This window comes from Kitasatospora acidiphila, from assembly GCF_006636205.1.
GTDB lineage: Bacteria > Actinomycetota > Actinomycetes > Streptomycetales > Streptomycetaceae > Kitasatospora > Kitasatospora acidiphila.
Window position 1 is genome coordinate 321,925 of record NZ_VIGB01000003.1, and the last position, 16,592, is coordinate 338,516.

Here is a 16,592-nt window from a genome sequence, read left to right on the forward strand (position 1 = left end):
CCGGTAGATTCGTCCGGCATCTGATCGGCACACGAAGCGGCCCCGACGCCGCACATCAGACACGGGGGCAACCTGGTGCAGCCCGGAAGCGCGCAGCGGCAGCGGCTGGCCGACCTGCTGGAGTACTGGCGTGCCGTCGAGCTGTTCAGCCCTCCGTCAATCCCACGGGTGAGCGGCAAGAACGCCAGCGGCGTCGACGGCCTGGTCCGTGATCTGGCACCAACGCCCGGCAGCCCAACGCCCCCGCTGCCGTGGGCGGTCGGCGACCACACCGCCGGGGTCGGCCGGGCCCCGAGCGGGATGATGTGGCGGCACGAGGTCTACGGCGGGGTCTTCAAGCTGGAAGACATGCGCCAGGCCATGATTGCCGTGCTGCCGCCGGATACGAACCCGGATCCGGGTGTCCCGCAGGACGAGCTGAAGCTGTCGGGCGAAAGCGCGATGTTCGCCCTGGTCCTGGACGAGGACGGGCTGCTGATCGATGACACGTCGGTGGTCTCCGCGTGCGGGTGGGCGACCGGCCGCCTGTTCGACCCCGGTCCGGATGCTGCGAACTGGCTGCAGGGCTTCGACGCGCTGAACGCGGCATTCGGCGCAGCCGTCGATGACCTGACCTCCACGAACATCCCGTACACCGGCCGCTCGAGCCCCTTGGACCTCTGGCGTGCTGGCGGCCCGTCGACCTCCGCCGCCGGTGCCTCGACGGCGGGCGGTTGGCAGAAGCTGCTGGCCGAGATCCTGGGCGGTGCCGCCGTCGGGGCGGTCGGGGCGCTGTTCGGGGAAGTTGCCGCCGCCACCGTCAAGGGTGCTGCCGAGCCCCTGCTGCGCCGTGCGGCCGAGTGGGCCGAAGCCCGGCTCCCGAAGGAGGCCGGCGCCGAAGACGCAGCCGACGGTGCCCCCATGGCGCCCCAGGCTGCCGGCGCCACTCCCGTCGAGGAACCTGAGGAGCCTCTGGACACCGAGCCCCGCCCCGTCACCTTCGCCGACCTGGTGGCCCTGACCGCGCAGGTCGCCCACCTGTGCGGTGTCGAGGGCCGGCTCGCCCCGTCGACCATCCGGGTGAAGAGCATGCTGGTCCACCGGCCCAGGGACCCAAAGGAGCCGAACACCGCCGCACAGCCGTTCCTCAACAGCCTGCTGCCTCCGGATCTGTCCCGGGTGTGCGGGGCGCTCGAAGACGGCCTCGGCCCAGCCCTCGATTCCTATCTGATGTCCCGTCATGTCATCGACCACGGCCGGGGATCGACCTGCGGCAGGAGCGCGCCGAGGTGCTCGGCGGCGTCGCTCCGGCCCTGGTGCCCTCCGGCCGATGGCCGTCCAAGGCCGAGCATCCGCTGGCGCTGAGCCAGCAGTTCGCGGTGAACCGGATGCTGGCCGAGCGCGCGGACCCGGCCGGCGGCCTGTTCGCCGTGAACGGGCCGCCCGGGACGGGGAAGACCACCATGCTGCGCGACCTGGTGGCAGCCCTGGTGGTCGAACGCGCCATGGTGATGGCCGAGTTCGAGCGGCCCTCACAGGCGTTCACCGGCCGCGCGTGGGAGGGCCGGGACCGTCAGGGGTTCAACAAGCGCTACGTCGCGGCACTCGACCCGCGGCTGGCCGGCTTGGAGATCGTGGTCACCTCCTCCAACAACGGGGCGGTGGAGAACATCACGGCCGAACTGCCCGGCCTCGACGCGCTGGCCGAACCCTGGCGCGCCGGCACCGACCACTTCGCCGACCTCGCCTCCGCGCTGCTCAAGGGCGCCCCGGCGTGGGGCCTGGTCGCGGCGGTGCTCGGCAACAAGGAGAACCGCAAGCAGTTCGGCAACCGCTTCTGGTGGGGTCGACTGCCCAATGAGGAGTCGGCGGCCCGCGAGGAGGCCGGCCTTCCCGAGTTGCGCGGCATGCGGGCCATCCTGAGCGACTGGTCTCCGCGCGGCTTCGGCAAGACCTGGACCCCACCGGCCCAGCAGCCACCGCCCTGGCAGGAGGCAGTCGCCGCATTCCGCACCGCCCACAAGGAAGTCGAGCGTCTGCGGGCCAAACGCTTGAAGCTGGCCGCCATGCTGGCGGAAGCGGACTCGCCACAGCAGGAGCAGCGGAACCGGGCCTTGCGCACCGCAGCACAGCAGGCCAGCGAACGGGTCACGGCGGCGAGAGCCCGGCTACGCGACGCCCAAGCAGCTGACGCGGCGGCAGTGCGGACAACCGCTGCCGCCCAGACGGCCGAACGACTGGCCGGGGAGCACCTTGCGGTGGCTCGCGAGGAACTGGCCGTGGCCCACGCCCAGTTGGTGGGCGCGCGCGAGCTCGCCGGTCACCACCAGACGCAGGTCGATGCTTTGATGGAGCGCCAGGAGTCCTTGGCGGCAAGTAGTTCGAAGGGCGGGCTGCGCCGGCTGCTGCAGACGGCCGCCAAGCAGCAGGCCGCCGAGGCACAGCGCGAGCGCACCTTGGCGGAGAACGTGATGCTGCTGGCCCAGCAGCGCGCTGCGCTGGACGCGGCCGTCACCAAGGTGGCCGAAGCAGTCGGCGCCCAGGCACTCGCCGAGGACCGGCACGCCCGACGACTCGCCGAGCTGACCGAAGCCGCTGCCGCGGTCCGCACCGCCTCAGTGGGCCAAGAGAAGGCCCGCTCCAGGATCGATACCGAGAACCATGCTGTGGCGGCCGCCGCCCGCGAACGCTCGGCCGCTCGAACGAGGCTTGACGCGGCCGAGGAGCAACTCAGGCTCTCCCAGACCCTGGTGGCCAACGCGGCCACCTACCTTCCCTCACTGCCGCTCGGTTGGCTCGACCTCCGCGACGGAGACCAGGAGCTCAGCTCTCCCTGGTCCGACGAGGCCTGGTCCGCTGCCCGCAGCGAGCTGTTCCTCCGCGCCCTGGACCTGCACCGCGCCCTGGTCGCCAACACGGCGAAGAAGGTGCGCGGCAACCTCCAGGTGCTGATGGAGCTGATGGCCGGCACCAATGGCCCGATCCCTGACGAGCAGGTGCTGCAGGCCTGGCAGACCCTCTTCCTACTGGTTCCGGTGGTGTCCACCACCTTCTCCTCGATCGGCAGCATGTTCGCCCGACTCGGCCAGGGCTCGCTGGGCTGGGTGCTCGTCGACGAGGCCGGACAGGCGACCCCGCAGGCCGCCGTCGGTGCACTCTGGCGGGCCCGCCGCGCTGTCCTGGTCGGCGACCCACTCCAACTCGAACCGGTCGTCACCATGCCCGCTGCCCTTCAGCGCCGCCTGCTGCTCGCCTACCAGGTCGACGAGGAGTGGCTACCGGGCGCCACCTCCGCCCAGGCCGTCGCCGATCGGGTCAACCGCTTCGGCACCTACCTCCCCGCGCCCCGCGGCGACGGCGAATACGTCTGGGTCGGCTCACCGCTGCGAGTCCACCGCCGCTGCCAGGAACCGATGTTCACCGTCAGCAACAAGGTCGCCTACGGCGGACTGATGGTCTACGGCACCCACGAGCAGCCCTTCCCCAACCGCGACCCCGACGGCCTGATGCCCAGCCGCTGGCTCAACACCGACGACTCCACCCGCCCGGCCGAGGCGCCCTGGGGCGATCGCGACCGCCACGCTTTCACCTACGTCCTCGACTCGCTGGACCAAGTCGGTGTCGGCATCGACCGCCTACGCATCATCGCCCCGTTCCGCGCCCTCGTCACCGAGTGCAAGAAAATCTGCCGAGCGCGTGGCTGGAGCAGTGAAGACCTCGACGAGCGCTGCGCTACCGTCCACAAGGCCCAGGGCAAGGAGGCCGACGTGGTGATCCTGGTCCTCGGCGGCAACCTCCAGGGATCCCGAACCTGGGCCGCCCGGACCCCGAACCTGCTCAACGTCGCCGCCAGCCGCGCCAAGCGCCGCCTCTACGTCATCGGCGAACGCGCCCTCTGGTCACAGGAGCTCCACTTCGACACCCTGGCCGACCAGTTCCCCGTGTTCGACCACATCGGCGACCGGGACACCTGGCCACAGGCGAAGCCCGGCCCGCAAGGACGAGCCCCACGGCCGACCGACGCCCGTTGACCACCATGCGCTCTGGCTCGTCTTCGCCGACGTCCCGGAGCGCTGGTCCATCGCCCATGGCCCCGCCGACCGCCAGGCCTGCCTGAACCACGTCGACGCCGACTGGACCGACATGCGACCGACCTGCGTGATCGCCGCGATGGCCCACTGCTGATCCGGAGCTCGCACGACCTCTGTGGACCCGGAGTACCGCCCGAACCCGCGGTGCCTGACGTTCCGGAGCCCGCTCACGGCCGGTGGCCGGTGAGCTGCTGCCACCGCTCGCACGCCGCGTTCCACTCATGGCGGGCTTGCGGAATGCGCACATCCGACTTCTGACGGTCCAGCAGGTCGGCGAGTCGACTCTGGGCCTGCTCCTGTCCGGCGGTATCGGCGATCACGTCGCGCAGCTCGGCCTCGGCCTGTGGCACGAGTGCCTGGCGTTCGGCCTTGGACGCCTTGGCGTTGGCTACGGCGTTGTACACCGCCACAACGAACCCTCGCGCCTCGGCTTCGGGTGTCTCCTCAAGGGGGACGATCACCATCTTCTGGCGGCCGGTCGGGAGCGTCACATAGACGTGACCGGCCTTGCCCGAGTACTCGTCGCGGATGGCGATGTCGTGCAGCGGGTACTCCGCGGTGCGGCCGTCCACCGTCACCTCCAGCGCGTGCTCGTACAGCCGAAAACTGTCGCCCAGCGACGACCGCAGGATGCCTCGGTCCGGGTCTTGGAGCCGGGCCAGGCGATCCCGTGCCTGGTTGACCCGGTCCCGATGAGCACGCTCGGCCGCTTTGACCGCAGAGTGCGCCCTGTCTCGCTCCCGGCCTGCCGCGCGCTCCGCTTCGTGAAGCCTGCTGCGGGCCACGTCCAGTTCGTGCCGATCCTCGGCGTACTCCGTGCTGAAGGCGTACCGCAATCCCCCGGGATAGCGCTTCATCAACCAGGCCACCGCGCCGCCGAGCACCAGCACGGCCACCAGGATCCAGCCCACCAGCCCCATCGATCCCCTCCCCGGTCCCATCGGACGGTGCCCACTCGGGCAGGCTCGATCGTACGGCGGTCACCACCGTGCGCGCGGGAATCCGGGATCTCCTGTGCCGACACCGGCGACAAGCGCGGCTGTCGTGCGCGGGCGTGCGCCGCCCATAACGCGCCATCTGCGAAGACCCGAATGCCCAGGGGCAGTCGCTGGCCCGATGTGGCGCGGACGACATCGCCGCAGCCTACGCGCGCCGCCTCGGCCTGGAGCCCGACAGGCTCGGCAGTGGCCGGTTAACAGCCCCATCGATGATCATTGTTGATGATCAGTCAGAATCTGTCCGTAGTCACTGCTACACCAATTCCCGAAGGTGAACCGCACGGGGCGGGTCACCGAACCGGGAGGGAACAGCCTTGGCGCCTGAGGGATACCACCGCGTCCGCGCCCACTGGCGCCGCAACCCGCGACCCAGCGCCAAGAAGACGAGCGGCTGGGCGATCGTCGGCATCGTCGGACTCGTCTGGCTGTGGGGGCACTTCATCGGCTTCGGTGACAGCAGCACGGCCGCGCCCGCCAAGCCGACCCCGTCGGCGTCCGCCCCGGCAGCCCACTGATGGCCAGGAGGCGGTCACGGCTGCGCAAGCCGCACGGAACCACCGAGTACATCGCCGCCGCGGTCTTCGCCGCCGCCGTGCTCTCCTGGCTGTTCGAGGCCGCCAAGGCGGCATTTGAGGCCGCCGCCCGCCACTGGCCCGTACTCGTCGCCCTCGCCGTGGCGTGCGCCGCCATCGGCGCGGCGGTCTGGGCGCGCAGCAGGCGGGCCGCCCGACTCCGCACAGAGCGACTGGCCATGATGCGGCTCACCCTCGCCCAGATCGACGCCATGGGTGACCAGGACTTCGAGTTCGCGCTACGGGACCTGCTGGTGCGCGACGGCTGGAAGGCACGCAAGGTCGGGCAGCAGGGCGACCAAGCCGCCGATGTCATTGGCCAGCACCCCGACCTCGGCCGGATCGTCCTGCAGGCCAAGCACACCAAAGTCCGTGCCAAGGTCGGCTCCCAGGTGATGTACCAGGTCAAGGGCACCGCCGGCCCCGCGCACGGCGCCAACATAGCCGTCGTGGTGACCAATGGCGCGTTCACCCGCGACGCCGCCGCCTGGGGAAACAAGCACCACGTCCACTGGGTCGACCGCGACCGGCTGCGGGCCTGGGCCGAGCACGGCATCGCCCTGCACGACCTGCTGCGGCTGCCCGCCGCCACCCCGAAGCGCCAGCTTCGCCGCTCGGCAGCCTGACACCCGTTCACAGTCCACACACAGAAGGGGAAGCATGGTGGGTGACGACGCAACGTGGGACTGGATCTGGAAGCTCGCACTGGGCTGCCTGGTCGGCTGGGTGGCCCTCAAGATGCTGTGGCGCTGGCTTTCCACGACCGTCTGGCACTGGCTCAGCGCAGGCGTGTGGCAGTGGCTCACCTCGGATCTGTGGGGGTGGATCGCCAGCCACCCGGTGTGGTCGGCCCTCATCGGCCTGCCGATCGCCGCGATCGCCGTCGCCACCCTCAGGGGCCGGTCTGGCACGAGCGGGTACGTGTACTTCGACGATGACGAAGACCTCGAGGAGGAGCCCGAGGTCATCACCTTCCGGATGCACCAGCTGGCGGCTATGACCCCGACCGGGTTCGAGCAGGCGTGCGCCGATCTGCTGGTCCGGGATGGCTTCCACCCGGTGCGCCGGTCCGGCGGCGCCGGCGACCTCGGGGCCGACGTCATCGCCTGGGACTCCTACGGTCGCAAGATCGTCGTGCAGTGCAAGCGGTACAAGAAGCCGGTCGGAAACGAGGAAGTCCAACGCTTCAACGGCACCGCACGGCCCGAGCACGGCGCCGACGTTCCCATCATGGTCGGGCTCAACGGCTTCACCGTCCCGGCCCAGAAGTTCGCCGCCCGCCACAACATCACGTTGGTCGACCAGGACGCTCTGCAGGATTGGGCTCACGGCAAGGACCTGCACGACATCATCAGCGACGACCTCACAGCAGCCTGATCCCGGCAGACCCGGGCACCAGGAAGGCCGCACGGGTGCCTCCGTGAAGAAGTGTTCAAGCCGACCGGCCCGAACACGCCACGCCGTGCCAAGTCCGGCTGCTAACCGATCGTGTGGGCCAACAGCATGGTGGCGCAGACGCCATGATGGGGGATCACGCATCCACCAACCCGCACCGATGCCCGCGCCGGTCGGCAGGGCAGCCATGGCAGAAAACGAGACTGAAGCTCTTGATCGACAAGATGTACCTTGACACCGACCGCACCTGGCGGGGGCGGACGATCAGTGTCCGACCCTCGCGCTGGTACGCCTCGGTCGTACTCGACCGCGACGGCTACGTCGATACCCTGAACGCCCGCAACGAAGAGTCCCAGCTTCCCGAAGCCTTTCTCGAGGCCGTGCAGCGCTTCAACGACAGCGGGTGCGACCGGATCTGGTACGACGGCTACACGGGCGGTTTCTTGTCGGGCCATGGCGCACGCGGCGTCACCCTGTACACGCCCTTCACTCACGTCCAACCCGCTCGCGAAGCACTGCGCGCCGCCGAAATCGACCACGACTACACCGCGCTGCACGACCTCGCCGAGCAGTTGGCGCTGCCCATCGACAACTGGCTCGCCCCCGGCGAGCGGCAGTTGCTTCGCGGCACCGATTTCCTCCCGCTGCCCGCTCTGTTCCTACGCTTCCTGCGGGCCCAGGCTGGCCGACGCGGCCTACGCCTCAACGGCCGCGCCGAGGCCGGAAGCGTGTGGGTGCGCCCCACGCTGGATCCGTATGAGAAGACGATCCGCGAGCGCCACCCGGAGCGGCACCCCGGGTGGGTCGACCGATGGAGTGACCACGTCGACCCGGACGACACGCCGTGGCGCCCCTGGGTCGGCGGAAGGGATCAGGACCTCAGCCGAGGTGCACTACCAGTGACGTTCCTGTCGGTCACGCTACCGGAGACCGACAAGTGCCCTTGCGGCTTCTCCCGAGCCAACGTGGAACACGATGACGTCCATCGCGAGCGTCACTCGGAGTGGGCGTTCGGCATCCGAGTGCCGAAGAACGCCGTTTGGGGCGACGACCTGGTCGTGGTGACCTCGCAGTCGCCGATCGCCTGGAGGCGGCTGGCGGAGCGCATGGGACAGTTGCCGCGGCGGGAGAGTAACTACGACTTCAACTCATGGTCACACGTCGGCGAGCCGGAGGAGACCCCGGAGCGGTTCCGGGCGTACCTGCTGCGCGTGGACGACCACGTCGTCGGCTACCTCGCCGCGCACGACACCGACCGTCACAGGTGGTGGGACCTGGGCGAGCGGTCGAAGTACGGCGAACGCAACGACGCCGTTCGACCGCGCATCGACATGATCTGGACGGCCGAGACCTACCGCCGCCACGGCGTCGGCAAGATCCTCGTCCAAGCCCTCGCAAAGGACTCCGGGTGTGAGGTCGAGGACGTTTCGTGGTCGAGCCCTGTCAGCGACGACGGCCGGCTGCTCGCCCTTCGCCTGTCCCCCGGCGGCGTCTGGGTCAGCTGAAGGAGAGTCCTCCGGCGGGCCGGAGCACGGCCGCGCCCGCCGACTCGGCCTCACATGCAAAGTGGGCCCACCGACGCCGATCTCCTGCCGCCGCACTGCGCGAGCTGACGGAGGAGGCCGGGCTGGACCCTGCCGATGTGCTCCCTGCGTCGCAGACACCTGTCTAACGACCGAGACGCTGGCCACCGGGGAGGCACACCTCCTACGTCACGGAGTCACGGTCAGCCCGCGCGACCCTCACCGTTCTCGGGGGCGGGCGAACAGGACCACGACCGGACCCGAGTTGCTCGACTCGTGATCACGTTGGGTCTGTCGACGGCGATGAGCACTGGCTCCACAGCGATCCGAGGCGAGGAACCCCCAGTCACCGCACCGAAGTCGTAGCGAACCCGCCCGGGGGCGAGGGCGACCATAGAGAGCGAGACTGAGCCCCAGACGCGTCCGCCCGGTGGCTCAAGACGGCGTATCAGGGCTGCCGAGTCATCGGGTGGCAAGCCGTCGCCACGCGCGATCGGCAGCCACTGACCCCACGCTTCTTCCGGCGGGCCGGCTGCTGGCTCGGGGCGGGCAACGGCTTGCAGCCGCGCACGGAAGTGTGCGGCGCGGGCGGTCATCGTCGCGCTGATGTGGGGCGGACAGGTGCTGCTGGTCGTCAGCCCGTCCAAGCCGTCGTTGAGCACGACACTCGACCTGCTGGCAGCTCCTGATCTTCCAGGGTGCTGCCGTCCCAGCTGATCACCCGTGCCCCGCTGGGGCGGGCCAGGATCAGGTGGAACGGGTCGTAGCACCCCAGCTTGTCGATCCTCCGGCCGCTGGCGGCGATCAGCGGGAGCTCACCCCGGGACAACCGCCGCTGCCGGGGAACGCTCGGGCCGAAGCCGTTGAGCAGGCAGGCCGCCATCGGCCCGGGCCCCGGCTCACCACCCGGGTTGACGGCGAGCCAGGTTCCGCCCGCCTCCAGGTCCAGGCCGCCGGTGACGTTGGGCTGGAACGGCCAGTGACGGCCAGGCGGCAGCCACTGGCGGTCGGTGTACTCGTCCCGGACGGCGAGCAGGAGGACCGGCACCGGCGAGTCCGGGTCGATGCTGACGAACGCCGTACCGTGGCCTCCTACAGCTGTCGGCTGGTCTCAAGGTGGCGGGCCGCCATGAGGATTCCCAACGACGCGCCGGACAGGGTCAGTCGGCCGTCGTATGCGGCTTCAACCGCTTCCGGCAGGTCCCACCATTCCAGGGTCATGCCGGTCTCCGAGGCGGTCAGCTGCTGCTCGCCGAGGGCGAGGCCGCGCGCCAGGAAGAAGTGCAGGCGGGCTGTGTTGCGGGTCATCAGGGCGACGCTGCCCAGCGCCGTCCAGTCCCGGGCGGTGATCCCGGCCTCTTCGATGAGTTCGCGTTGCCCGGCCTCCATGGGGCTCTCGCCGGGCTCGATTTGACCACCCGGCGGGGTGACGACCTCGCCGTGCACGTAGGTGACGGAACGGACCATGCCGACCCGTCCGCGGTCGTCCACCGGGACGGTCAAAGCACCGTCGGGCTGTTCGGTGACCCACACCTCGCCGCGCTGCCCGTCGGGCTGGGTGACCTGGTCGAGGTGAATGGCCAGGCGCGGGGCGGTGAGGACCGTCGCGCGGGCGTGCTGTTGCCAGGTCACATCGGCCTGCCGCAGTGCAGGATGACCTGGCTGCCGGTGGCGTGGGCGGCGACCAGGGCGTTCAGCCGGGCGTGCATCGTGGGCGACACCTTGCTTTCCCAGTTGGAGAGGTGATGGAACCGGTGGTCGTCGTGGGCCGCGGTCAGCTGGACCGACTCGGCCTCCTGGCGGGTGACGGCTCCGCCGCAGAAGAATTAGGTGGTGACGGGCGGCCAGCCCTCGGCCGGCGGCAGGAACTCCACGCCGATCGGGACCAGCGGCCCGGCCGGCTGGAGACCGGTCTCCTCCATGAGTTCTCGCCGGGCCCCGTCCACGGGGGCCTCGCCCTTTTCGAGGAGCCCGCCCGTTGCCCACCAGCGCTGCGGCCAGCCCTTGGCGGCCCGGCCGGCGTTGTAGGAGTCGTGAACGAGGAGCAGCCGCCCCTCGGGGTCGAACAGCAGCACACCGCAGCCGTGCAGGGCCGGGGGCAGTGTCTGGACGAACTCCTCGCGGGGCATCCAGGTCTGCGCCATCGCAGTACCCCCGCCACTCAGGTCGCCGGCGCGAAAAGCGCGCGCAGGTGGGCGGGGTCGGAGGTACCAGGGATCGGCGCGACCTGCGGGCCAAGGTCCAGCAGCCACCGTAGCGCCCCGGCCGGGTCGAGCGCCTGCCCGGCGTTCAGCGGCCGGTACGGCACGTACGGGATGCTGTTGGCCAGGCAGTACGCCAGCGCCGGGTCGTCGGGCTCCTCGATGTTCAGGCAGTTCTGCACGGCAGCGACCGTCACCACCTCGCCGGCCTCGCGGATCTGCTCGGGTGTCACCTTGGACAGGCCGACGTATCCGATCTTCCCCTCCTGCCGTAGCTGCTCCAGTTCCCCGACCTGGTCGACCAGCGGCACCGTCGGGTCCACGCGGTGCAGGTAGCACAGGTCGATCTGCTTGATCCTCAGGCGGCGGAGCGACCCCTCGACAGCGGCGCGCAGATACTCGGGGCGGCCCAGCGGACGCCAGACGTTCGGTGCGGGCCTCACCATGCCCACCTTCGTGGCGAGCAACAGCTGCTCCGGATAGGGGTGAAGCGCACGGCGGATCAGGTCTTCGACGGTGTGTGGGCCGTAGGCATCGGCGGTGTCGATGTGGAGGACACCGAAGCCATCAACGGCCGTGCGCAGCAGCCCTACGACGCCGACCAGGTCAGCCGGGTAGCCCCAAGTTCCGGGACCGGTCAGACGCATGGTGCCCAGGCCCAGGCGGGGGACCTTCTTGCCCGCGATGGTGATCGTGTTCACGCGGCAACCCCGGCCGCCCAGGCGGTGACGATCGTCTCGACCGCCGCTTCAACGGCGGCGGCGTGACCGGTGGCCGGCACCGGGATATGCGCCACGGTGTGCGCGTTCAGCGTCCGGTGCAGTTGCTCATCCACGCCCTGGCGGAACGCGGCGTCGGTCCAGTCGGGGTCCTTGCCCGGGTGGACGGTCAACGGGAGCTGCGGGTCGAGGACGGTGGCGAGGAACGCCGTCGGGCGAGGGCAGGTCAGCTGCGCCAGGCCGGTCAGGCGCGACAGCGCCTCGGAGTCGGGGTGCTCGCCGCGGTGCTGGAGGGCGGCCAGGTAGTAGGCGACGGCGTCGTACTGGGTGCGGTCCACGATCACGACGTCAGCGGCGAGTTCGGCCTCCAGGATGGCGGCCGAGGTCGCGCTGATGATCCAGGCGGTGGACTGGGCAGTGTGCCGGGTCATCTTCGGGAAGCCGAGGTCGGCGGCCCGCTTGGCGAAGCCCCCGGTGCGGGCCACGGTGATGCCGGTGGCGCGCAGTTCCATCTCGATGCGCCGGGCGAGGGTGGTCTTGCCGGACGAGTGCGTTCCGGCGATGTAGAGGCGAAGGGGTGTCACCACAGGGTCTGTTCCTCCGAGTCGGGTGTAGCGGGCAGGGGGGCGCCGGGCATTCCGGGCGGGACGGCGGCGGCGACCAGCGCGTCCCAGGTGTCGTAGTGCGTGGCGAGGTCGAGCAGAAGCAGCGCGGTGGCGTGGGCGTCGAAGCCCGCGCGGTGGCGCTGGCCGGGGACGGCGGCCAGGTCGATGCCGGTCAGCTCGATCAGCGCGTCGAGGCTGTACTTTCCGGCCTTCGGGTAGGTCGCCCGGGCCAGCCGCAGGGTGTCCAGTACCCCGGCCGGCTGCCAGGTGGGCATGTGCCGCAGCAGCACGCCGTAGTCCACATGGGCAGCGTGCGCGGCGATCCACGCGCCCTCCAAGTCGGCGTGCACCCGATCCCCCACCTGCTCCCAGGTCGGGGCGGTAGCCACGTCCTGGTTGGTGATGCGGTGCACCCGGGTGGCGAACGGCGTGATCGGGTGCGGCGGACGCAGCAGGATGGAGCGGGCGGACGCCGGCACCGGGCTCCCCGTCTCGACGGGGATCGCCGCGATCTCGACCAGGTCCGGCGGCTGTGCGCCGTTGCCCTCCACGTCCACGACGAGGAGGCGGGGCCAGGTGCCGTAGTCCATCGGTGCTCCTTACTGGGGGGCCGGCCAGCCGATGTCGGCGCGGCCGTGCCTGCGGTGGTGGTGCGGCTTGTCACGGTCGTGGACCTGGTAGCCGAAGCCGTGCTGCAGGAAGTAGCGCGGCGGCTCGTTCAAGCCCGAGACGATGATGGCGCGTTCGTTCACCTCAACGTCGCCGATCGCTCCGAGAGCACGGGCCTGCTCGGTGGCCTCCTCGACGGTGGGCGCCTGCCAGACGTCGTGGCACAGTCCCAGCTGCGCGACCGGGCAGATGTCGCAGAGCTCCTGGATGCCGTAGTGGCCGTTGTAGTCGGGCACCTTGTGGGCGTAGGCGACCCCGCAGCTGGTCTTGCGGAACAGGGGCCCGTACGGCTCGCCCTGGTCATCGGGGCGGTGGAAGGCGGCGAGGATCCGCCGCTCGGATTCCTCCGGCATGATCTTGCGGCGGGCGGTGTCCTCATACGGCATCGGCAGGCCGTGGGACTCGTAGTAGGCGGCGATCTCATTGCGGAAGAACAGGCCCGTGAACACCGTGGCGTCGGCGTGCCGCGACAACTCCAGCGCCCGCTGGATGCGCTCGTCGGAGTCGTTGAGCCCTGGCACGATCGGCCGCCAGTAGAGCACCGTGCGGTAGCGCTCGGCGTGCCGGTGGAGGGTCTGAAGGCTGGCGGCGGCGATGGCGGAGTCCACCGGCTCGATGCTGGGGTGCTCGATGCCGGAGTGGGTGACCAGGACCGTCAAACGGATGTGGCGGAAGGAGTTGAGGACCTGGCAGTCCTCGGGGCTGACCCGCCAGCGGGTGATGATCAGCACGTGGTTGGTCAGCTCCTGCCCGTCCAGCAGCCGCAGCGTGTTGAACGTGTGCGGCTTGACCACGGGCAGCATCGGGTCCGTCGCCCGGTTGAAGATCTGGATCGGCGTGCGGTGGGGGCGGAAGTACCGGTGCCCGGTCAGTAGGGCGACTGCGGCCTCGTCGCTCATCAGCGCCCGGGGCGTCTTCAGCTCGAAGTTGTCGAACAGGTGGCGCACGCAGTAGCCGCAGTCCAGCGGGCAGCCGACGATGTGGTTGAGGGACAGGCCGGACTTGCGGTACTCGATGATCTCGGCCAGCTCCGGCTTGAGCTGGGCGATCTGATCGGCGGTCAGGATCGGGAGCTGGCGCCGGGCCCTGGGGGCGGCGGTCGTCATCGGTGGTCCTCCTTGATGTCGAGTAACTGGTGCTGGCCGGCGCCGAACCACGTCCCGAAGTCCCGACGCGCGGCGCGCGAATGGTCGGAGGTGTGGATCAGGTTCTCCACCAGGCGCTGCTCGGCGCGGGCGGCGGTGAGGCTGTCGGTGCCCAGATCAGCGCGAATGGTGCCCGGCTCGGCCTGGCGGGGGTCGAAGTGCCCGAGCAGGTCGCGCAGCCGCTCGGGGGTGCCCGGCTCGCCGTGGGCGAGCGCCACCTCCACCGGCTGCCCCACGTAGGTGGCGCGCAGGCAGCCGGGCACGTCCACGTCGAACAGGTCCCGATCGACCAGCAGGTCCCAGTAGTGGACGTGGATCTGCCAGTCCTCCACGACGACCCGCCGCCGGTGCACGATCCGCGCGGCCGGCTCCAGCCGGGCCAGCACCCGGTCACTCAGACCGCGCCGCAGGCAGTCCGGCTTGAGGAGCACAACGCTCCAGCGCGACCAGTCCACCTCGCGCATCGGGTCCTGCCTCACCTGACCTCCTCGGTGGCGACCCGGGTGGGCCAGCGGCGCTCGAACTGCCAGCGGGCGCCCGGCTCCAGCGCTTCGAGCAGCTGCCGATCAACGGGTTCGGTCGGGCAGTTGACCACCTGACGGTGCGCCTCGAAGAGCAGCAGCACCCGCCGCCAGTACAGAGGCAGGTCCAGCCCGGCGATGTCGGCCGGGGTGTACTGGACCTGGTTGGTGCGCAGCAGCTCCTCGTGCTCCAGCACGGTCCGGATGTGCTTCCAGGTGGTGTGGGCGGGCATCACCGGGGCCGCGAACAGCGGCATGGCCCTGGGGCTGGCCGCGGTCTCCTCCAGCACCCTGCCGGCGCGTTCCAGGTCGCGGACGCCGACGTGCATCGACCCCACGTGGTGGGTGTAGGAGCCCAGGCGCAGGCCGAGCTGGGCAGCGGCGAACTCCTGGATCAGGGTGAAGCTGTAGACGTCGCAAACCATGCCCCGGTTGGCGTCGTTGGCGCGCATGTAGGCGATCATGTGCAGGTAGCCGTCGCGCGCCAGCAACTGGAGTCCGACCAGGCACGGCAGGTCGGGATGACCGATCTCATCCAGGTCGCGGGCCTCGAACACCGGCAAGTACGCGCGCTTGCTGTCCTTCTCGGCCTTCAGCAGCTCCAACGCCCGGTCGAACTCGGAAGGGGCGCCGTCGGGCCGGGCGGCGAAGATCCGCGCGCCGTAGGCCGAACCCTCAATGGTCGTGCCGTCGCGCGAGTCCGCCCGTCGGCGGGAGGCGTAGTGCCCGATCAGGTCCAGGTTCCGCAGGCCGCCCAAGTACCAGAGCGCCTCCGCGTAGTGGTAGACCGGGTTGACCGGCCGGCTCGTCAGGAACAGGGCCCGCTGCCGGGGGTCGGTGAGCCGGAAGCTCGCACCGAGGACCTCGTGACTGTCGTTCCCGCGGGCGGTGTTGACGTGCTCGTTGTTCTCGGTGACGTGCCGCAGGACGGCAGCGTAGGCGTGCTGGAACGAGAGGAAGACGGCAGGTGCTATCACGCTGGACTCCACTTCTTTGGTGCGGATTGGGAGGGCGGGCGGGGATCCGAATTGAGGCCCACGCACGGGCGTTGTTCTCTCCCGGGAGCGACCGGAAGGAGCTTGGATAGCCGGGGCTGATCCCCCCGGCGAAGACGCCAGCCGCCGTGAGGCATCCGGCAGTGGCCATCAGGACCGCGATCTTGCGCCGGGGTCACGCCGCGGTGGGGCTGTCTACGGCGAGCGTGGGGCACGCGCGGTCCGCCAACCCTGCCTACCGCTCGGCTGGACGATCAGCCAGGTGCTCGGCCGGCCTTCGCCAGCCCCTCAGGTGGCTCCAACTCGAAGCCCCCTCATACCGAGAAGGACGCGGCCCACCACATTCGGACTGACCGGCGCTCCGTCGACGCCGCCCGGAGACTGGCGCCCGCCCTCGTCGGCGGCCCGCTGATGGCAGTGAGGGCCACCTCCCGCCCAAACGACCTTCCCGACTCCCCCGTTCGCCGGGTAATGCCCCCACCGGGTACTCATCGCCGCAACGATGAAGATCCCGCGACCGCTAACCGCTTCGACGCCGACCTGCTTCAGCACCGGGGGCCGACCATCCCGGTCCCATACCAACAGCCTGATCGCACCGTCGACAAGCTCCGGGGTGAGCTCGAACGTGTGCACCGGGACCGAGGCCAGCTGCTTGCTCTTCTCGGAATGCCGTACGGCGTTCGTGACCAGCTCCGACACGAGGAGCTCGACCGTCCCCACGACATCTGAGGGCACGCCCCAACGCGACAAGACATCCGTCGCGTGCAGTCGAGCCAGACGGACAGCGTTCGGCCTCTCGGCCAGCTGCAGTGTGGAACGCGGGAGTAACGCCTGGGACACGGAGTGCCTCCCGAGTGGATAACAGGACAGGTCGACCCTGGCGGGCCGGGCGCCTGAGGTTCAAGGCGTTCGTGACGAGTTCGCTGAAGACCAGAAGCACGGTCGCCACCACCGAGGCATCAACCTCCAGGTCGGCGACGACGTGGGCAGCGAAAGCGCGTGCCTCTGCAACCGACTCGTGCCTTGTGGCACGGGCCAGATCGCGCGGGCCATCGCCAACAAGTGGAGCTGCAGTCCGGCAGCTTGCAGGGGCATGCCGCAGCGGGATCGCACCGGGCGAGTCCGGCCTCACCTGAACGAGCGTCATGTTGGTCCTCTTCCGCGGTGAGTTCACTGCCG

17 protein-coding genes and 1 pseudogene are annotated in these 16,592 nt (G+C 70.2%); 7 read left to right on the forward strand and 11 right to left on the reverse strand.

The window, feature by feature from the left end:
• The first annotated feature begins 75 nt into the window (after window positions 1-75).
• The 3 genes and pseudogenes from E6W39_RS02565 to E6W39_RS02575 form a co-directional block, all read left to right on the forward strand.
• Window positions 76-1,344, forward strand: a complete 1,269-nt coding sequence (locus E6W39_RS02565; protein WP_141632058.1) for a hypothetical protein — start codon at window positions 76-78, stop codon at window positions 1,342-1,344.
• Window positions 1,269-4,010, forward strand: coding sequence for a DEAD/DEAH box helicase (locus tag E6W39_RS43405; RefSeq protein WP_141632059.1), 2,742 nt, complete (start codon window positions 1,269-1,271; stop codon window positions 4,008-4,010). Before E6W39_RS02565 ends, E6W39_RS43405 begins: the two co-directional genes overlap by 76 nt.
• 13 nt (window positions 4,011-4,023) lie before the next feature.
• Window positions 4,024-4,164 (forward strand): annotated as a pseudogene (locus E6W39_RS02575) (MbtH family NRPS accessory protein); the annotation flags it as partial.
• Window positions 4,165-4,237: 73 nt separating this feature from the next.
• On the opposite strand, the gene E6W39_RS02580 reads toward E6W39_RS02575, so the two are convergent.
• Window positions 4,238-4,990, reverse strand: coding sequence for a hypothetical protein (locus E6W39_RS02580; protein WP_141632060.1), 753 nt, complete (start codon window positions 4,988-4,990; stop codon window positions 4,238-4,240).
• Between the two features lie 392 nt (window positions 4,991-5,382).
• On the opposite strand from E6W39_RS02580, the gene E6W39_RS02585 reads away from it, so the two are divergent.
• From E6W39_RS02585 to E6W39_RS02600, 4 genes are all read left to right on the forward strand, one after another.
• Window positions 5,383-5,583, forward strand: coding sequence for a hypothetical protein (locus E6W39_RS02585; RefSeq protein ID WP_141632061.1), 201 nt, complete (start codon window positions 5,383-5,385; stop codon window positions 5,581-5,583).
• Window positions 5,583-6,266, forward strand: coding sequence for a restriction endonuclease (locus tag E6W39_RS02590; protein WP_141632062.1), 684 nt, complete (start codon window positions 5,583-5,585; stop codon window positions 6,264-6,266). Before E6W39_RS02585 ends, E6W39_RS02590 begins: the two co-directional genes overlap by 1 nt.
• Window positions 6,267-6,300: 34 nt before the next feature.
• On the forward strand, window positions 6,301-7,017 hold the full coding sequence (locus tag E6W39_RS40865) for a restriction endonuclease (RefSeq protein WP_228717921.1): 717 nt from the start codon (window positions 6,301-6,303) through the stop codon (window positions 7,015-7,017).
• Window positions 7,018-7,247: 230 nt separating this feature from the next.
• Window positions 7,248-8,540 (forward strand): GNAT family N-acetyltransferase, encoded by a 1,293-nt coding sequence (locus E6W39_RS02600; RefSeq protein WP_141632063.1) that lies wholly within the window; start codon window positions 7,248-7,250, stop codon window positions 8,538-8,540.
• Between the two features lie 652 nt (window positions 8,541-9,192).
• Here the strand turns inward: E6W39_RS02600 and E6W39_RS40245 are convergent.
• The 10 genes from E6W39_RS40245 to E6W39_RS02650 all read right to left on the reverse strand — a co-directional run bounded on the left by E6W39_RS40245 (window position 9,193) and on the right by E6W39_RS02650 (window position 16,253).
• Window positions 9,193-9,624, reverse strand: a complete 432-nt coding sequence (locus E6W39_RS40245; protein WP_228718601.1) for an NRDE family protein — start codon at window positions 9,622-9,624, stop codon at window positions 9,193-9,195.
• A gap of 26 nt (window positions 9,625-9,650) precedes the next feature.
• A complete protein-coding gene (locus E6W39_RS02610; protein ID WP_141632064.1) occupies window positions 9,651-10,190 on the reverse strand; it encodes an NUDIX domain-containing protein in 540 nt (179 codons plus the stop codon).
• A gap of 194 nt (window positions 10,191-10,384) precedes the next feature.
• On the reverse strand, window positions 10,385-10,702 hold the full coding sequence (locus tag E6W39_RS02615; protein WP_141632065.1) for an NUDIX hydrolase: 318 nt from the start codon (window positions 10,700-10,702) through the stop codon (window positions 10,385-10,387).
• Between the two features lie 17 nt (window positions 10,703-10,719).
• On the reverse strand, window positions 10,720-11,460 hold the full coding sequence (locus E6W39_RS02620; protein WP_228717922.1) for an aldo/keto reductase: 741 nt from the start codon (window positions 11,458-11,460) through the stop codon (window positions 10,720-10,722).
• A complete protein-coding gene (locus E6W39_RS02625; protein WP_141632066.1) occupies window positions 11,457-12,065 on the reverse strand; it encodes an AAA family ATPase in 609 nt (202 codons plus the stop codon). The genes E6W39_RS02620 and E6W39_RS02625 overlap by 4 nt, the downstream gene beginning before the upstream one ends.
• Window positions 12,059-12,673, reverse strand: coding sequence for a 3'-5' exonuclease (locus E6W39_RS02630; protein ID WP_141632067.1), 615 nt, complete (start codon window positions 12,671-12,673; stop codon window positions 12,059-12,061). The genes E6W39_RS02625 and E6W39_RS02630 overlap by 7 nt, the downstream gene beginning before the upstream one ends.
• Window positions 12,674-12,682: 9 nt before the next feature.
• A complete protein-coding gene (locus E6W39_RS02635) occupies window positions 12,683-13,858 on the reverse strand; it encodes a radical SAM protein (RefSeq protein WP_141632068.1) in 1,176 nt (391 codons plus the stop codon).
• Window positions 13,855-14,376 (reverse strand): nucleoside-diphosphate kinase, encoded by a 522-nt coding sequence (locus tag E6W39_RS02640; RefSeq protein WP_228717923.1) that lies wholly within the window; start codon window positions 14,374-14,376, stop codon window positions 13,855-13,857. Before E6W39_RS02640 ends, E6W39_RS02635 begins: the two co-directional genes overlap by 4 nt.
• Window positions 14,373-15,395, reverse strand: coding sequence for a thymidylate synthase (locus E6W39_RS02645; RefSeq protein WP_228717924.1), 1,023 nt, complete (start codon window positions 15,393-15,395; stop codon window positions 14,373-14,375). Before E6W39_RS02645 ends, E6W39_RS02640 begins: the two co-directional genes overlap by 4 nt.
• A 306-nt stretch (window positions 15,396-15,701) precedes the next feature.
• The gene (locus E6W39_RS02650; RefSeq protein WP_141632069.1) at window positions 15,702-16,253 is read right to left on the reverse strand and encodes an ATP-binding protein; all 552 of its coding nucleotides are present in this window, start codon (window positions 16,251-16,253) and stop codon (window positions 15,702-15,704) included.
• Window positions 16,254-16,592: the final 339 nt, after the last annotated feature.